The sequence below is a fragment of the Pseudomonas oryziphila genome (assembly GCF_003940825.1).
In the GTDB taxonomy this organism is placed as follows: domain Bacteria; phylum Pseudomonadota; class Gammaproteobacteria; order Pseudomonadales; family Pseudomonadaceae; genus Aquipseudomonas; species Aquipseudomonas sichuanensis.
The window spans coordinates 5,848,302-5,862,471 of the sequence record NZ_CP034338.1 but is presented as its reverse complement, the minus strand read 5'-3'; the positions used below and the strand labels follow the sequence as shown (position 1 = coordinate 5,862,471).

Below are 14,170 nucleotides of genomic sequence, written 5' to 3'. Positions count from 1 at the left end.
CAACAAGGCGGACCAGGTAATGGCCCAGGAGAGACTGGCCCGAAACAAACTGTGGGAGCGGGTTTACCCGCGAAGCGCCGCGCGGGCGGCGCTCGATCTGATAGGCGCTGCAAGGGTTGTGGCGAACACCTGGTGGCCTTGATGCGGTCCAGCGCGAGGAATTGCCAGAAACCCGTGCGACATTTCCGAAAATGAAACCAAATCCTACAGCTCCGCATGGCTTGGGACGTATCCTACGCGCCTTGCGGAAGCTTCGATGTTGTCGGTGGAATGCCTCAGGAATAACGTCCTCGGGTCGCTTTTCGGCGATCGGGCGTGAGACACCCGGCTGGCATACGGAAGCACCGCTTGATGGTGGTCGTGCACGGGCAGGCTATGCCTGGCCGGGTTTTCCGTATGCCCCGGGTCTCACCCCGTGTACGACTGCCACCCAAATCCGTGAGACGAGGAGGACGGCAGTCCTGACTACGTCATACGGAGATTCGTCATGAAAAAACACGTCCCCGACCCACCCCGCTTCATCCCCTATTTCACCCTCCAATCCAACTTGCCCACCCCCGACGCCCTGGCCCACGCCAGCCAGCTGCTGCGCGGCGTGAGCGAAACCCTGGACGAACACTGCCGACTGCACGCCGGCGACCTGGGCCTGCACATGCTGAGCAACGCTGCCTACGCCACCGATATGGTCCGTGCCCTGATCGAACACACGATGGCCCGTTGCGACGGCGCCCAGGAGCCACGCCCATGAGCGACGACCTGAAAACCTGCATCACCGAGGGCCGCGAAACCTGCCTGGAGCTGTTCCGCGTGCAGCCGGGCATTCCGCTGGTGCGGGTGCTGGATGAGGTCTCGGTGTTGCTCGGCTGTATCCGCCACCTGTCCACCGAGGCGGAAATGGAAGGGGACCTGCTGGCGGGAAGTGCGGCCCGTATCTTGAGCGATATGGCCAAGGCGCTGATCAACGATCTAGAGCTGGGGGTGAACAGGTCTGGCTGATCAGTGTTGGCAAAGGCAGCTGAAGTGCCTCACTCAGCCCTTCAGTAATGATGGTTCAAACCTGTGTGGCATTCAGGCGTGCCTCGAGTGCTGCACAGGCGTCCATCAGCGCATCGAAGGCCATTGGTTCACTGTCGAACATGCCGCCTTCAAGCATTCGCCCGTAGTCGTCTTGCAACTGGAGCCGTGCGTCACCTTCGGGAACCAGACGCAGGTTTCCCTGCACGGCTGTTCGATAGTCGATCCACTCCATGGCCTGCGAGCGCTCTCGGAAGAACCACTGTTTGTGGTCGGCAACACGTTGCGCTACCTCGCGATTGGTGGCGACTCCTTCGAAATGGCTGCTGCGGGCAATGGCTGCAAGATCATGCCAGTGACGGGCAAAGCGCTCACCTTTCAGGCGCGCTTGTGCGCAGTAAACATGGGCAGCTGTTGCCTTCTCCCAGAAGGTCCTGGCGACGTTCATTACGCGAGGCTTTGCTTGAGGGAACGCCAGACCTTGCAGGGCAATCGCCATGTCGCAGGTTACGGTGTGCATGTCATTTGGCTCGCCGCTGGAACGTGCGCCGAACTCAAGCATCACCCGGGGCTGGATATACATGTTTGCAGGTGTGCGCGTTACATAGTTGAGGTAGATCCTGTCGCCATCGTGGACGAGTTCGGCTTGTACGCCATCGCGTTCAATGGCCTGCCTGAGCATTGGGCAGACAACGGCAGCCAGGTGCTCTGGCAGGCGCTCGCGTGCAATATCACTCCAACGCCTGGCCTGCGCGCGGCTGGCCGGAAGCTCATCTTGCGCTTGCCCATCCATGATCTGGCGGATGTCGTAGGTAAGGTCGATATCCTCGGAAAAACGGTCGATCAGGCGGTACACCTTGGAAAGCGAGGTGCCGCCCTTGAAGGTCAGGTGCTGACCGGAATCGGACGCGAACAGTGCGTGGAGTGCCCAGACAACCCATACATCCTTTCAAGCAAATAGGCAGGGCGACCCAGATCGGAGGCAGCTTGCAACAGCGCGTCCCTCTGGTCTGCCGCTGCAAGGCTGAAGAAGTGCTCAGCCAAGTGCCGCCTCCTTGCCGATCAAGGCGGCCATCCAGCAAGGCAGGGAAGGGATGGCGCAGACCAGTTGCTGCCAGTCGCTGTGCGCCAGCTGCTCATGCAGTTGGGAGACAGCCGGGGCGGCCTGCGACTCTCCCAACCAAGCCAGGGCCCGAACAGCATCACCCGCTGCGGTTGCGCCCAGGCTCGTTGCCCAGCGCGGTGCGTGGGTAATGGCAACTTTGGCATTTCCTATCGTCAGGGTCCTTTGGCGACCATTGGTCAAGAACACCTGGCGCACGGGGACCTGCTGGGTGAGCCCGAGGGCATTGGCTGCACCGGCACCGCTGGGCGTGAGTACTTCATTGAGCCGCCTGCCCAGCGAGTCGATCACCTGTTCCGGCTCTGGTGCCCGAGTCCCGAAGCGGCTCTTCACCGGGGCCACGTACAGGCCCCGGGATACCCGCATCAGCAGGCCGGCTTTGGCCAGGCGGGATAGTGCCTGGTCGATAGCGGCGCGGCTGCCCGCATGCAGAAATTGTTTAGGCGAGATCAGTTCACCCTCTGGTGATGCCTGGCTGAATTCGAGGATCTGTTTGGGGAGTTTCTTCATGAGCGACATTGCCAACCTAACGGCAGAATGTCAGAAGCATAGTTGAGTTTCTGACATTTGAGTAACTATTGAGCAGTTTCATCATGTTTCGATGAGCCAGCGCGCAGAAAAAACGCCCGGGGCCGTAAGGCGCCGGGCGCTTGGTTCACGCTAACAGAGGGCTCAGTTCAAGATCCGCGCCGGCTCATCCGGCGGCAGCTTGTCCCGCAACCGTGGCGGGCGTGGCTGGCCTGGCCCGACACCGCCCAACTGATCGGCCAACTGCTGCGCCACATCTTCCCCCAGCGCCTTCGACACTTCGCGCACCACCTTCGGGCGGTTCAGGCTCACGCGGCGGTCCTGGCTTTTCATCAGCTTGATGTCCTGCCCCTCACCCATGGCGGTGAACGCCGAGGTGATCTGCAAGGTGCGGGTATCGATCAGGCTGAAGTCGGCGGTCACGCTCAGCCCCAGCACCTTCGAATAACTGTCGGTGTGGTCCAGGGCGTTGACGTCCTCCTGGAAGTCGATGTCCGACAGGGTACCGAACAGCACATAGTCGGCGCCTGCAAACGCGCCGTTCTTGATCCGGCGGATCACGTCGTACACGTCTTCCTCGGCCTCGGCGGTGTAGGGCTTGCCCTGGATCAGCTCGAACATGCCGGTCTTGAGGATTTCACCCTTGATGTCGCCGCCAAACCTGCGCAGCTCGGTCTGCTGGATGTAACTCTTGCTGCTTTCGTACTCGCTGTAGCTCGACGACTGGCTGGCGTTGTACATGCTCGACTGCCCGCTGTTCTGGGCGTTGACGCTGTGGATGTACTCCTCCACCTGCGCCTCGTAGGCCAGGTCGGTCACCGCCACCTTGGGGGCCGCCTGCGCGCCGAAGGCGCAAGCCAGGCCAATGACTGCCATCCATGCACGCATCGGTCAGCGCTCCGTGGTCTTGCGGATTTCTTTTTCGTCCATCCACTCGGCCAGGCCGCTTTCCACGTCGACCAGCTGCAGGCTGAACTTGTAGAACACGTCCTTGTAGTCACTGCTGCGCTTGACGATGGAGCTGATCGAGCCTTCCAGGCGATACCGGGCGGCGATCATGTTGCCGGTCTTGGCCACCGTGTTCTTCTTGTACAGGCCGCTCTGGTTCTGCAGCTTGAGCTGGTCGACCTGGCTCTGCATGTCGGTGTTGTCGCTGGCGAAGCGGGCGGTGCCGGACTTCATCAGCTGGGTCTTGATGGTGGTGGTGATCTCGCGGGTATCGATGTACTCGCTGGTCTTGTTCTTCACGTCGTACACCTGCACCACCGGGCGGCCGCGCAGCACGCCGGACTGGGCCAGGGAACGGGTCATGCTCTCGGCGATCATCTGCAGGTCGGTGGAGCCGAACTCGTTGGTGATCAGCTCGACCGCCTTGCTGTCGCCGTAGCTGATGTTCTTGCCGCCGAGGACCGGCGACGGGGTGCTGCAGCCGCTGACCAGGGCGATGGCGACGGCGGCGAGGGAAAGGCGTGCAAACATGCAGGGTGCTCCTGAAAGGGGTTACCGGGTGTGGGCTTCGAAGCGGAAGTCGGTGGCCTTGGGGGTCGGCGCGATGGCGGGCAGGAACTTGGCCTGCTTGCCATACAGCGGCAGGGCCTTCCAGCTTTCTTCGTCGGCCACGGGGAAGCCGCTGTCGTCCAGCCAGGCGAAGCGATAGAACAGGGTCTGGTTGCTGCGGCTGGTGTTGTTCAGCGCCACGTTGACGGTGAGGAAGCCATTCTCGCGGGCGACCCGCATCTGATGGACTTCGATATCGTCCAGCTGGCCCATGGTCACGACCTTGCTGGCGGCGGTTTCGGTGTTGGAGCAACCGGCCAGCAAGGCGGCGGTGAGCAGGGCGAGGCAGGTTCTGCGCATGTTCGATCCTTGAGGTTACTTGAGGCTGACCACGGTGGCGGCCGTGGTGGTGGGCGCGACCTGGACGGCCGGGCCGCTGGCGAACACCTGGTTGCCGACCACGCGCAGGCTGACCACTTGATAGGGGCGGTCGATCTTCACGTTGATCGAGGCCCCGCCCAGTACGGCCGGCAGGCTCAGTTGGTGCTCGCCGGGCTTCAGCCGCAGGCGGGCCACTTGGGTCTGGTCGGGCAGGGTGCGCCAGGTGCGGGTATCGGCATTCTCCAGCACCATCGACGCGATGCCGAAGATCAGGCCGGCCAGCGGGTCCTTCTCGTTCAGCTTCTTCTGCGCCAAGGTGCGCGAGACGGCGCGCGCGCTGGTGCGCAGGATGATGCCGGGCATGTCATCGCGCAAGGCCCGGCGCGACATGGCGCTGGTGCTGTTGAGCAAGGTCAGGGCCAGGGGCCTGCCGTCGAGCTGCAGGGCATCCAGGTGCGCGGTGGAGCGGTCTTCGCGAATGATCGGGAACGACAGCGGGGTAATCACCAGGTTTTCATCGATCACCAGGGGCAGGGGGATGCTCATGGAATCGCGTGCTGGCGCCAGGCCGCTCTGCACCACGAACAGCACGTCGCTCTCTGCCGGGGTGGCGCTGTTGCCGTCCAGTTGCAGCAGGGCCTGCTCCAGCAGGGGTGTTTTCGGGCGTAGCTCGGCGGCCATGCGGTATCCCGGCGCGGCCAGCCCTTTTTCGCCCAGGGCCTCGTAGACGAAGCCGGCCAGATAGTGGCTGAAGGCGCTCTGGTAGCTGTTCTTGAGGTTGACCACCTCGGGGGCGTCGAGGGTGGCGACCGGATAGCCCTTGAGGTCGGCGACTTCGGTCTTGATGCCGTCTTCCTGTGCCTGCTCTTCGCGCTTGAGGTACGCCTTGTCGCGCAGCTCGGCGATGATCGCTTCGCGTTCGTGGCTCTTGCGGATCGCCACGCGGGCACCGTCGAAGTCGTTCTGGGCCAGCAGGTTCAGGGCCATCTGCGTGGTCAGCATGACTTTTTCGTAGTCGTAGCCTTCGTAGCGGCGGACCTTGTCGTTGACCACGTAGCTGCCGAACTGGCTGAGGTACTTGTCGGTGTCCAGGCGCACAGCCTCTTCCCACTGCACTACCACGCTGTCGGCCGAGCGCCAGGCTGCCTGGCTGCCTGCCAGGTCGCCCTTCGAGCGCAGCAGTTCACCTTTCTCCAGGTAGTAGAGCAGGTCCTTCTGTTCGCGGGTGTTGTGGCTTTCCAGCAGGGCCAGCGCGGCGTCGACATTGCCCGCGGCCAGTTGCTGGTTGGTTGCCTGCATTTCGCTGTCGTAGCTGCGAAACACCGAGCAGCCGCTGAGTTGCAGGAGGGTGAAGAGGGTTGCCAGGATCAGGACGCGGGGTGCCATCGGAGGTTTTCATTCCCTGGAGCATGTTGCAGCCGCTGTAGCGGGGCGGCGGGGCCCTCTGGCCGGGCCAGATCCTTTGGGTAAAGGCACATTGATTGCCAATGGCTATTACGAATGGGCGGCATTATACGCAAAGTGGCGGCGTTTTAATGGCCATGTGCCTTTACTGCTCTTGTGACAGGCCCGCCGTCGTAAAGATCCTGGCGAGGACGGCGAGGATGCCGCGAGATTTTGTAGCAAGATTTTTCATGAAATCTGCCCCTGAAGCTTGAGGGATACAGAGTGGAAGTGAACAATGTTCGCTTTCGTATTTACATCGAGACTGGCCATGAATTCCCGTTCCCGCCTGCTTGCCGTGCTGCTCGCCCCGGTGCTGCTGCTGTGCAGCGCCCTGGCGCAGGCAGAGGCCCCCGCCGATGCGACCAAGGCCCTGCATCTGCTGGACTACATTGGCGCCGATTACCCACCGACGGTGCGTGACGGCAAGGTGGTGGACACCAGCGAATACCGCGAGCAGCAGGAGTTCAGCGGGGTACTGGCCGAACTGGTCAAGGGCCTGCCGGACAACCCCGAGCGCGCGGCGCTGGAACAGGGTGTGCTGGGGCTGCGCCAGGCCATCGAGCAGCGCCAGGAGGGTGCTGGTGTCGCCCGCCAGGCCCGCCAGCTGGGTGCCCGCCTGGCGGTGGCCTACGAGGTCAGCCAGGCGCCGATCATCACCCCCGACCCGGCCCGCGGTGCGGCGCTGTACGCGCAGAACTGCTCGATCTGCCACGGTGATACCGGGCTGGGTGACGGCCCGGCCGGCCTGGGCCTGGAGCCGGCACCGGCCAACCTGCGCAACGTTGCGCGGCTGGACCAACTGAGCCTGTACGACCTGTACAACACCCTTGGCCTGGGGATCGAAGGCACCGAGATGCCATCGTTCGCCGACCAGCTCGACGAGCGTCAGCGCTGGGACGTGGCGGCCTATATCGCCAGCTTCAGCGCCGACCCGCAGGTGGCCATGGGCGACAAGGCCTGGAACATTGCCGACCTGGCCCGCCAGACGCCCGCCGAAGTGGCTGAAAAAGAGGGCCCCGATGCCGTGGCGGCCTTCCGTGCCCAGCGTGCCAAGCCGCCGCAGGCCAAGCGTGGCCCGGCGCAGTTGCTCGACTACACCGCCAGCACCCTGGACAAGAGCCTGGCGGCCTACCGCGCCGGCGACCACGACCAGGCCTACGACCTGTCGGTGGCGGCCTACCTGGAAGGCTTCGAGCTGGTCGAAAGCTCCCTCGACAATATCGACGCGCAGGTGCGCAAGGACACCGAGAAGTCGCTGATGGCCTACCGTCAGTCGCTGCAGGACGGCTTGCCGCTGGCCCAGGCCGAACAACGCCTGGATGCCGCGAAGGCCAAACTCAAGCAAGCCTCCAAACTGCTGGGCAGCGATGGCCTGAGCTGGTCGCTGAGTTACATCTCCGGCCTGCTGATCCTGCTGCGCGAGGGCCTGGAAGCGATCCTGGTGCTGGCGGCGCTGCTGGCCTTCCTGCGTAACACCGGCCAGCAGTCGGCGGTGCGCAGCGTCAACATCGGCTGGGGCCTGGCGCTGGTGGCCGGCTTCGCCACCTGGGCCCTGGCGGCCTATGTGATCAACGTGGGCGGTGCCCAGCGCGAGCTGCTTGAAGGCTGCACGGCGCTGTTCGCCTCGGTGATGGTGTTGTGGCTGGGCGTGTGGATGCACGACCGCCGCCACGCCGCCGCCTGGCAGAACTACATCAAGAGCAGCCTGGTCAGCGGTGGCGGGCGCTTCGGTTTTGCCCTGCTGGCGTTCTTCTCGGTGTACCGCGAGCTGTTCGAAGTGATCCTGTTCTACGAAACCCTGTGGCTGCAGGCGGGACCTGCCGGGCACCAGGCGGTGCTGGCGGGCGGTGCCACGGCGCTGGTGCTGCTGGTGGGCCTGGCCTGGGTGATCCTGCGCGGCTCGGCGAAATTGCCGTTGGCGCTGTTCTTCAGCATCAACGCGGCCTTGCTGTGCGCGTTGTCGGTGATTTTTGCCGGGCATGGCGTCAAGGCGCTGCAGGAGGCCGGCGTGCTGGGTACACGGCCGGTGGCGTTCTTCGAGTTCGACTGGCTGGGCATTCATGCCGATGCCTACTCGCTGGGCGCACAGGCGCTGGCGTTGCTGGCGATCGTGTTCCTGTATGGGCGTAGCCGGCTGGCCGAGAAGCGCCGGGCGGCGGCATAGGTGTTGGCCCCATCGCTGGCAAGCCAGCTCCCACAGGGTCAGCGCTGAACCCTGTGGGAGCTGGCTTGCCAGCGATGGGGCCAGACCTGCGACAATGGCCGTTCGAGACACACAGGAACAAACCAAATGCGTATATGGATCGATGCCGACGCCTGCCCCAAGGCGGCCAAGGACCTGATCGTCAAGTTCGCCCTCAAGCGCAAGCTGGAGGTGGTGATGGTGGCCGGGCAGCCGCAGATCAAGCCGGCCTTCGCCTGCGTGCGGCTGATCGTGGTACCCAGCGGCATGGACGCGGCCGACGATTATCTGGTGGACAATGCCGTGCCCGGCGAGCTGGTGATCTGCAGCGACGTGCCATTGGCCGATCGCCTGATCAAGAAGGGCGTGGCGGCGCTGGACCCGCGCGGGCGCGAGTTCGACGAGCGCAACATGGGCGACCGGCTGGCGGTGCGCAACCTGTTCACCGAGCTGCGCGAGCAGGGGCAGGTGGGCGGTGGCCAGGCACCTTATGGCGAGCGGGAAAAGCAGGCGTTTGCCAACGCGCTGGATCGAATCCTCGGCCGTTTGGCCAAGCGCTGATCACATGGCGCTGTCGCAGGCGATCAGTTGCCTGACCAGCCCCTGCGCCAGTTGTGACAAACCATACCCCACCCGGCTGACCACCCCATAGCGGGTGTAGCATGCCTCTTCCTGCTCGGGCGCCAGGTCCGACAGTTTCAGCGCCACCAGCCCCCCCTCGCGCTGGTATGGCTGCAGGTTGGCGCTGCAGGCGATCCCGATGGTGTTCGAGTGCTGCACCACGTTGAGCAGCGCGTAGCCATGCTCGCATTCCACGCTGGGTAAAAAATCCTGCCGACCGCTGAGGTCGCTGAGGATCTTGCGGATGTTGGGCGGGCGGAAAGTCGTCGCCAGCGGGTAGTCGAACAGGTCCCGCGCACGCACCTCGGCCTGCGCGGTCAGCGGGTGCCCGGCGCGGCAGCAGAAATGCCAGCGTTGCGGCGTCAGTTTGTGCACCTGGTAATCCGGGTCTGCTTCGAACTGGCGGGTATCGGCGACGAAGAACTCGATTTCCTCGGCCATCAGGCGGCGGTTCAATGCCTGCCAGTTGTCCACCTGAAAGCAGGTGCGCGCCGCCGGGTATTCGGCGACGAAGCGCGCCACCGCCCGGGGCACCAGCCCGCCCGCCGGCGCCGGCCCCGAGCCGAAGCGCACCACGCCCGTGGTGGCGCCATTGAACTGATTGATCTCGTTGACCAGGTTGTGCGCGCCGTGCACCAGCCGCCGTGAGTGCTCCAGCACCAGCAGGCCCTGGCGAGTCGGTGCCAGCTCCTTGCTGGCGCGGTCGACCAGGCGGCAGCCGACGTTATGTTCGAGCGTCTGGATGCTGCGGCTGAAGGCCGATTGCGAGAGGTTCACCGCGGCCGCCGCGGCGACGAAGCTGCGGTGCTCGACAAGGGCGATGTAGTGGCGGAGTTGGCGCAGGTCGATATGCATTTTCTACATGGAAACTTTCGGTGGAATGCAATTGCTGGGAAGGGTTGTGAACCTTATAAAGGGAGTCACTTATTCCACAAAATATGAATTACAAATATTTATATCACCTAAAAGAATAAAGCCCCTCTGACCGCGATTCGGTTCCGCCAACGGAAATGCTCGCCAGGGCCCATGCCTCCAGGAGCATTTGCATGTCCCGACTTTCCCCAAGGCCGTTACGCGCGTCGCTGTTCGCCCTGCAACCCCTGGCCGCCGGCCTGCTGCTGGCCGCTGCCGGCAGCAGCTTTGCCGAAGAGCCGGCCGCGGCCACCCCCGTCGCCCAGCAGGACGCCAAGCTTGGCACCGTGACCGTCAATGCCCGCCGCCGCGAAGAGAGCGCGCAGAGCGTACCCACGCCGATCAGCGTGCTGAGCAGCGAAACCCTGGAAACCCAGCGTATCTATCGGGTGCAGGACATCCAGCAACTGGTGCCGAGCACCAACGTGTCTTATGTACATGCGCGCCAGTCGAGCATCTCGATCCGTGGGCTGGGCAACAACCCGGCCAGCGATGGCCTGGAAGGCAGCGTCGGCGTGTACCTGGACAACGTCTACCTGGGGCGCCCGGGCATGGCGGTGTTCGACCTGCTCGATGTGGAGCAACTGGAGGTCCTGCGTGGCCCACAGGGCACGCTGTTCGGCAAGAACACCACCGCCGGGGTGTTGAACATCACCACCCGCAAGCCGACCTTCCACCAGGAGGGCAGCGTGCAGTCGTCGCTGGGCGAGGACGGCTACTGGCAGACCCAGGGCAGTTTCTCCGGGCCGCTGACCGACACCCTCGCCGGGCGTATCAGCGCCTACCACACCGAGGACGACGGCTATGTGAAGAACATCTACAACGGCCACGACCTCAACGGCGGCAAGCGCCAGGGCTTTCGTACCCAGCTGCTGTTCAAGCCCAGCGAAACCTTCAACCTGCGCTGGATCGGCGAGTACAACGAAGAGGACTCCGACAACGGCGTGCTCAGCCTGTACAGCACCGGGCCGACCATCAATGGGGTGAACCGCTACGAAAGCCTGGCCCGCCAGGCCGGCGCCACGCTGGTATCGGGCAAGGACCGCAAGGTCAATTTCGACGCCGACCAGATGGTCAAGGTGTTCCAGGGCGGCACCTCGGTGGAGGCCAACTGGACCTTGCCCAACGACTTCACCCTGACCTCCATCAGCGCCTACCGCTGGTGGGACTTCACCCCGCGCAACGATGACGGCCTGAATGTGCCGGTGTTCTACAACGCCGGGGTGTCGGTGCGCGACAAGCAGTACTCGCAGGAAATCCGCCTGGCCTCGCCAACGGGGGAGTTCTTCGACTACGTGCTCGGTGCCTATTACTTCAAGCAGGACCTGGACAACAAGTCGTTCACCTACAACGGCCCGCAGGCGGATATCTGGAACCTGACCCCGGCCGGCGCCCTGGCCAACGTCACCACGATCGGCAACGGCCATATCGACACCGACAGCTACGCCCTGTTTGCCCAGGGCACCTGGCACCTCACCGAGCGCCTGGACTTCACCGCCGGGGTGCGCGGCACCTATGAAGAGAAGAGCGCCTGGGTGACCCGCGATGCACCCTTCGGGGGCGCGGCAGTCACCGGTGCGGCGGCCGCAGCCCGTCAGGGCAGGGTGGGCGCCTATGACTCGGGTGACCTCAACCAGTACAGCTTTGCCCCTTCCGGGTTGCTCAGCCTGAGCTATCGCTTCAATGATCAAGTGCTCGGCTATGCCAGCCTGTCCCACGGCGAGAAGTCCGGCGGGGTCAACCTCACCGTCGGCGCGGCGCCACGGCTGGGCACCGATTCGCTGCTGGTGGGCACCGAGCGCGCCAACAACGCCGAACTGGGGGTCAAGAGCACCCTGCTGGACGGCCGCCTGCAGCTCAACAGCAACCTGTTCTGGACCGAGGTGCACGGCTACCAGGCCAACGTCTACGACCAGATCAACCGCGTGCAGTACCTGGCCAACGCCGGCAGCGTGCGCTCGCGGGGCCTGGAGTTCGAAGCCACGGCCCTGACGGTGCGCGGCCTGACGCTCAACGTCAACGGTTCGTGGAACGACGTGCGCTACACCGAGTACGACGATGCCCCGTGCCCGCCGGAGGTGAGCCTGGCCAGCGCCACGGCCACCTGCGATCTGTCCGGCCACCAGGTGGTCGGCGCCTCCAAGTACATCGCCAACCTCAACGGCCAGTACAAGTGGCAGCTCGGCGAGCGGATCGAACCCTACGTCACCGCCAGCTACGCCTTCCGCTCGAAAGCGGTGGGCACCATCGACGACTCCGACTACGGGCAGATCCCCAGCTACGGCATCGTCAACCTCTCCACCGGCGTGCGCCTGGACCAGGGCGACGGCGTGCTCGACCTGTCGCTGTGGGTGAAGAACGCCGGCGACAAGACCTACTTCACCAGCCTGTGGAACTCCGCCAATGGCGGCTATGCCGGCGTGCTGGGCACCCCGCGCACCGTGGGCGCCACCGCCCGTTACGACTTCTGAGCACAAGGAGCTTTGCCATGAATGCCAAGACCCAACCGCACGACCTGCCTGAAGGCGCCTGCCTGACCGCCAAGGTGCCCGAGCGCAACCAAGCCTTGCTCGGCGACGTGGTGGTCAACCCCTACCGCCTGGCGCCGCTGACCGCGATCATCCGCGACGGTGGCCGCAGCCTGAGCGCCGCCCATGTGCGCGTGCTGGGGCGTGGCGAGCGCGGTGTGGCCATCAGCTACGACGTGTCCGAGCGCTCGCTGTGGACCTACGGCGGCATCCCGGTGTTCGGCCTGTACCCCGACCACGTCAACCAAGTGGAGGTGAGCTACAAGCTCGACGGTGAGCGCATCCGCGAACGCTATGAAATCTATGCCCCGGCAGTGCGCCTGCCGGTGGTGGCCAAGCAGACGGCAGCCCTGCCCGAGGTCGAGCCGGTCACGGTCGCCCCAGGCTTCGAACAGCGCCTGTACCTGTTCAACCACCTGCTGGCGGACATCCCCGGCGGGCGCGCCTTCAAGTGGAACGGCCTGGGCGGCGCTGCCGAGTGGGATTCGGTGGGCAACAACTGGATCGCCGACAGCAACGGCGATGTGCGCTGGTATCTGGACATCGAGCAGATCCACGACTCCAACCACCGCGATGGCCTGGGCGGCACCATGGGCTTCCACCAGACCCGCGACGGCAAACTGATCTGGGGCCAGGGCCAGACCTACTCCAAGTACGACCTGCTCGGCCGGCGCGTCTGGCAGCGCAACTTGCCGGACAAGTTCGCCGACTTCTCCCACGAGATCCGCGAGACACCCAACGGCACCTACTTGCTGCGGGTAGGTACCAGCGACTACCGGCGCCCGGACGGCAAGCGCGTGCGCTCGATCCGCGACCACATCATCGAGGTCAGCGAGGCCGGTGACGTGCTGGACTTCTGGGACCTCAACCAGATCCTCGACCCCTACCGCGGCGAGCTGCTGGAAACCCTGGGCAAAGCGGCGATCCAGCTGCCGGATGGCGTGCAGAAACAGGACGACCGTCTGGCCAACGAGCTGGCCGAGGGCGACCTGCCGTTCGGCGACACCCCGGGGGTGGGCACCGGGCGCAACTGGGCGCACGTCAATGCCATCGACTACGACGCCGATGACGACAGCATCATCGTTTCAGCACGGCACCAGGGTGTAGTGAAGATCGGCCGCGACAAGCAGGTGAAGTGGATTCTCGCCGCGCCCCAGGGCTGGCCTGCGCATTTGCAGGACAAAGTGCTCAAGCCGGTGGGCGAGGGCTTCGAATGGTCGTGGACCCAGCACACCGCCTGGCTGACCGGCTACGGCACGCTGACCGTGTTCGACAATGGCTGGGGCCGGGATTTTGCCTCGACCAAACTCAGCGGCAACTACAGCCGGGCGGTGGAGTACAAGGTCGACGAGGCCAAGGGCACGGTCGAGCAGGTGTGGCAGTACGGCAAGGAGCGAGGGGATGAGTGGTACAGCCCGATCACTTCGGTGGTGGCCTACCGGGCGGACACCGACACCCAGTTCATCTATTCCGCGTCGGTGAATTACCTGACGCCCGAGAAGCTCACCACCACGGTGCTCAATGAAGTGCGCCGAGGGAGCCAGGAGGTGGTGGTGGAGTTGAAAGTGCACAGCCGCCAGCCGGGGAGTGTGGGTTATCGGGCGTTGGTGATCGATCTCGACAAGGCGTTCTGACGGGCTAACCTTTCGGGGCCCTAATCGCGGGGCAAGCCCGCTCCCACGCAGTCATTGCACAGACTGCGTGGGAGCGGGCTTGCCCCGCGATGCGTTTCCGCTGATCTGAATTCCGACCATTCGTTCTTTTTTTCGAACAGCCTATTGTCCAACACCCCAGCCCCCGCTTAGCATTCCGTTTGAGATTTCAAACGCTCAGCACCCAGGCGTCGAACACCCGGGTACACGAATTCCTGACGGCCGCCCCCGCATGGGGGCGCCTTTTCAACAATCAATAATTCGCGCCGCGCCGTGCCGCAGCGCA

Annotated in this window: 13 protein-coding genes; 6 read left to right on the top strand and 7 right to left on the bottom strand. The window is 64.3% G+C overall.

The features are described from left to right. The first annotated feature begins 487 nt into the window (after window positions 1-487). Together EJA05_RS27220 and EJA05_RS27215 are read left to right on the top strand one after the other, a co-directional pair. Window positions 488-748 carry a hypothetical protein gene (locus tag EJA05_RS27220; RefSeq protein ID WP_125861048.1) on the top strand — a complete coding sequence of 87 codons (261 nt, stop codon included), beginning with the start codon at window positions 488-490 and terminating at the stop codon, window positions 746-748. Next, a complete protein-coding gene (locus EJA05_RS27215; RefSeq protein WP_125861046.1) occupies window positions 745-996 on the top strand; it encodes a DUF3077 domain-containing protein in 252 nt (83 codons plus the stop codon). Before EJA05_RS27220 ends, EJA05_RS27215 begins: the two co-directional genes overlap by 4 nt. A 55-nt stretch (window positions 997-1,051) precedes the next feature. Here EJA05_RS27215 and EJA05_RS27210 read toward each other — a convergent pair whose 3' ends face one another. The 6 genes from EJA05_RS27210 to EJA05_RS27185 form a co-directional block, all read right to left on the bottom strand. Beyond that, window positions 1,052-1,903, bottom strand: a complete 852-nt coding sequence (locus tag EJA05_RS27210) for a nucleotidyl transferase AbiEii/AbiGii toxin family protein (RefSeq protein ID WP_267285402.1) — start codon at window positions 1,901-1,903, stop codon at window positions 1,052-1,054. A gap of 147 nt (window positions 1,904-2,050) precedes the next feature. Beyond that, window positions 2,051-2,647: a DUF6088 family protein gene (locus tag EJA05_RS27205; RefSeq protein ID WP_125861044.1), complete on the bottom strand. Its 597-nt coding sequence runs from the start codon at window positions 2,645-2,647 to the stop codon at window positions 2,051-2,053. A 162-nt stretch (window positions 2,648-2,809) separates the two neighbouring features. Further along, on the bottom strand, window positions 2,810-3,553 hold the full coding sequence (locus tag EJA05_RS27200; protein WP_125861042.1) for a penicillin-binding protein activator LpoB: 744 nt from the start codon (window positions 3,551-3,553) through the stop codon (window positions 2,810-2,812). Between the two features lie 3 nt (window positions 3,554-3,556). Then, window positions 3,557-4,144 (bottom strand): penicillin-binding protein activator LpoB, encoded by a 588-nt coding sequence (lpoB, locus tag EJA05_RS27195; protein ID WP_125466012.1) that lies wholly within the window; start codon window positions 4,142-4,144, stop codon window positions 3,557-3,559. A gap of 21 nt (window positions 4,145-4,165) precedes the next feature. After that, window positions 4,166-4,522 (bottom strand): YcfL family protein, encoded by a 357-nt coding sequence (locus tag EJA05_RS27190; RefSeq protein WP_125861040.1) that lies wholly within the window; start codon window positions 4,520-4,522, stop codon window positions 4,166-4,168. Between the two features lie 15 nt (window positions 4,523-4,537). Continuing rightward, window positions 4,538-5,929 (bottom strand): COG3014 family protein, encoded by a 1,392-nt coding sequence (locus EJA05_RS27185; RefSeq protein WP_125861038.1) that lies wholly within the window; start codon window positions 5,927-5,929, stop codon window positions 4,538-4,540. A 295-nt stretch (window positions 5,930-6,224) separates the two neighbouring features. Between EJA05_RS27185 and EJA05_RS27180 the strand changes: the two genes are divergently transcribed. Continuing rightward, complete coding sequence (locus EJA05_RS27180; protein ID WP_125861036.1) at window positions 6,225-8,153, top strand: cytochrome c/FTR1 family iron permease; 1,929 nt, start codon at window positions 6,225-6,227, stop codon at window positions 8,151-8,153. A 126-nt stretch (window positions 8,154-8,279) separates the two neighbouring features. Then, the gene (locus tag EJA05_RS27175; protein ID WP_110992060.1) at window positions 8,280-8,732 is read left to right on the top strand and encodes a YaiI/YqxD family protein; all 453 of its coding nucleotides are present in this window, start codon (window positions 8,280-8,282) and stop codon (window positions 8,730-8,732) included. Here the strand turns inward: EJA05_RS27175 and EJA05_RS27170 are convergent, their stop codons facing one another. Next, window positions 8,733-9,647, bottom strand: coding sequence for a LysR family transcriptional regulator (locus tag EJA05_RS27170; RefSeq protein WP_110992061.1), 915 nt, complete (start codon window positions 9,645-9,647; stop codon window positions 8,733-8,735). Window positions 9,648-9,802: 155 nt separating this feature from the next. Here EJA05_RS27170 and EJA05_RS27165 point away from each other — a divergent pair, with 155 nt between their 5' ends. Next, window positions 9,803-12,175 carry a TonB-dependent receptor gene (locus tag EJA05_RS27165; protein ID WP_407692087.1) on the top strand — a complete coding sequence of 791 codons (2,373 nt, stop codon included), beginning with the start codon at window positions 9,803-9,805 and terminating at the stop codon, window positions 12,173-12,175. Window positions 12,176-12,192: 17 nt separating this feature from the next. After that, entirely contained in the window at window positions 12,193-13,866 is a 1,674-nt protein-coding gene (locus tag EJA05_RS27160) for an aryl-sulfate sulfotransferase (protein ID WP_125861032.1), read from the top strand. Window positions 13,867-14,170: the final 304 nt, after the last annotated feature.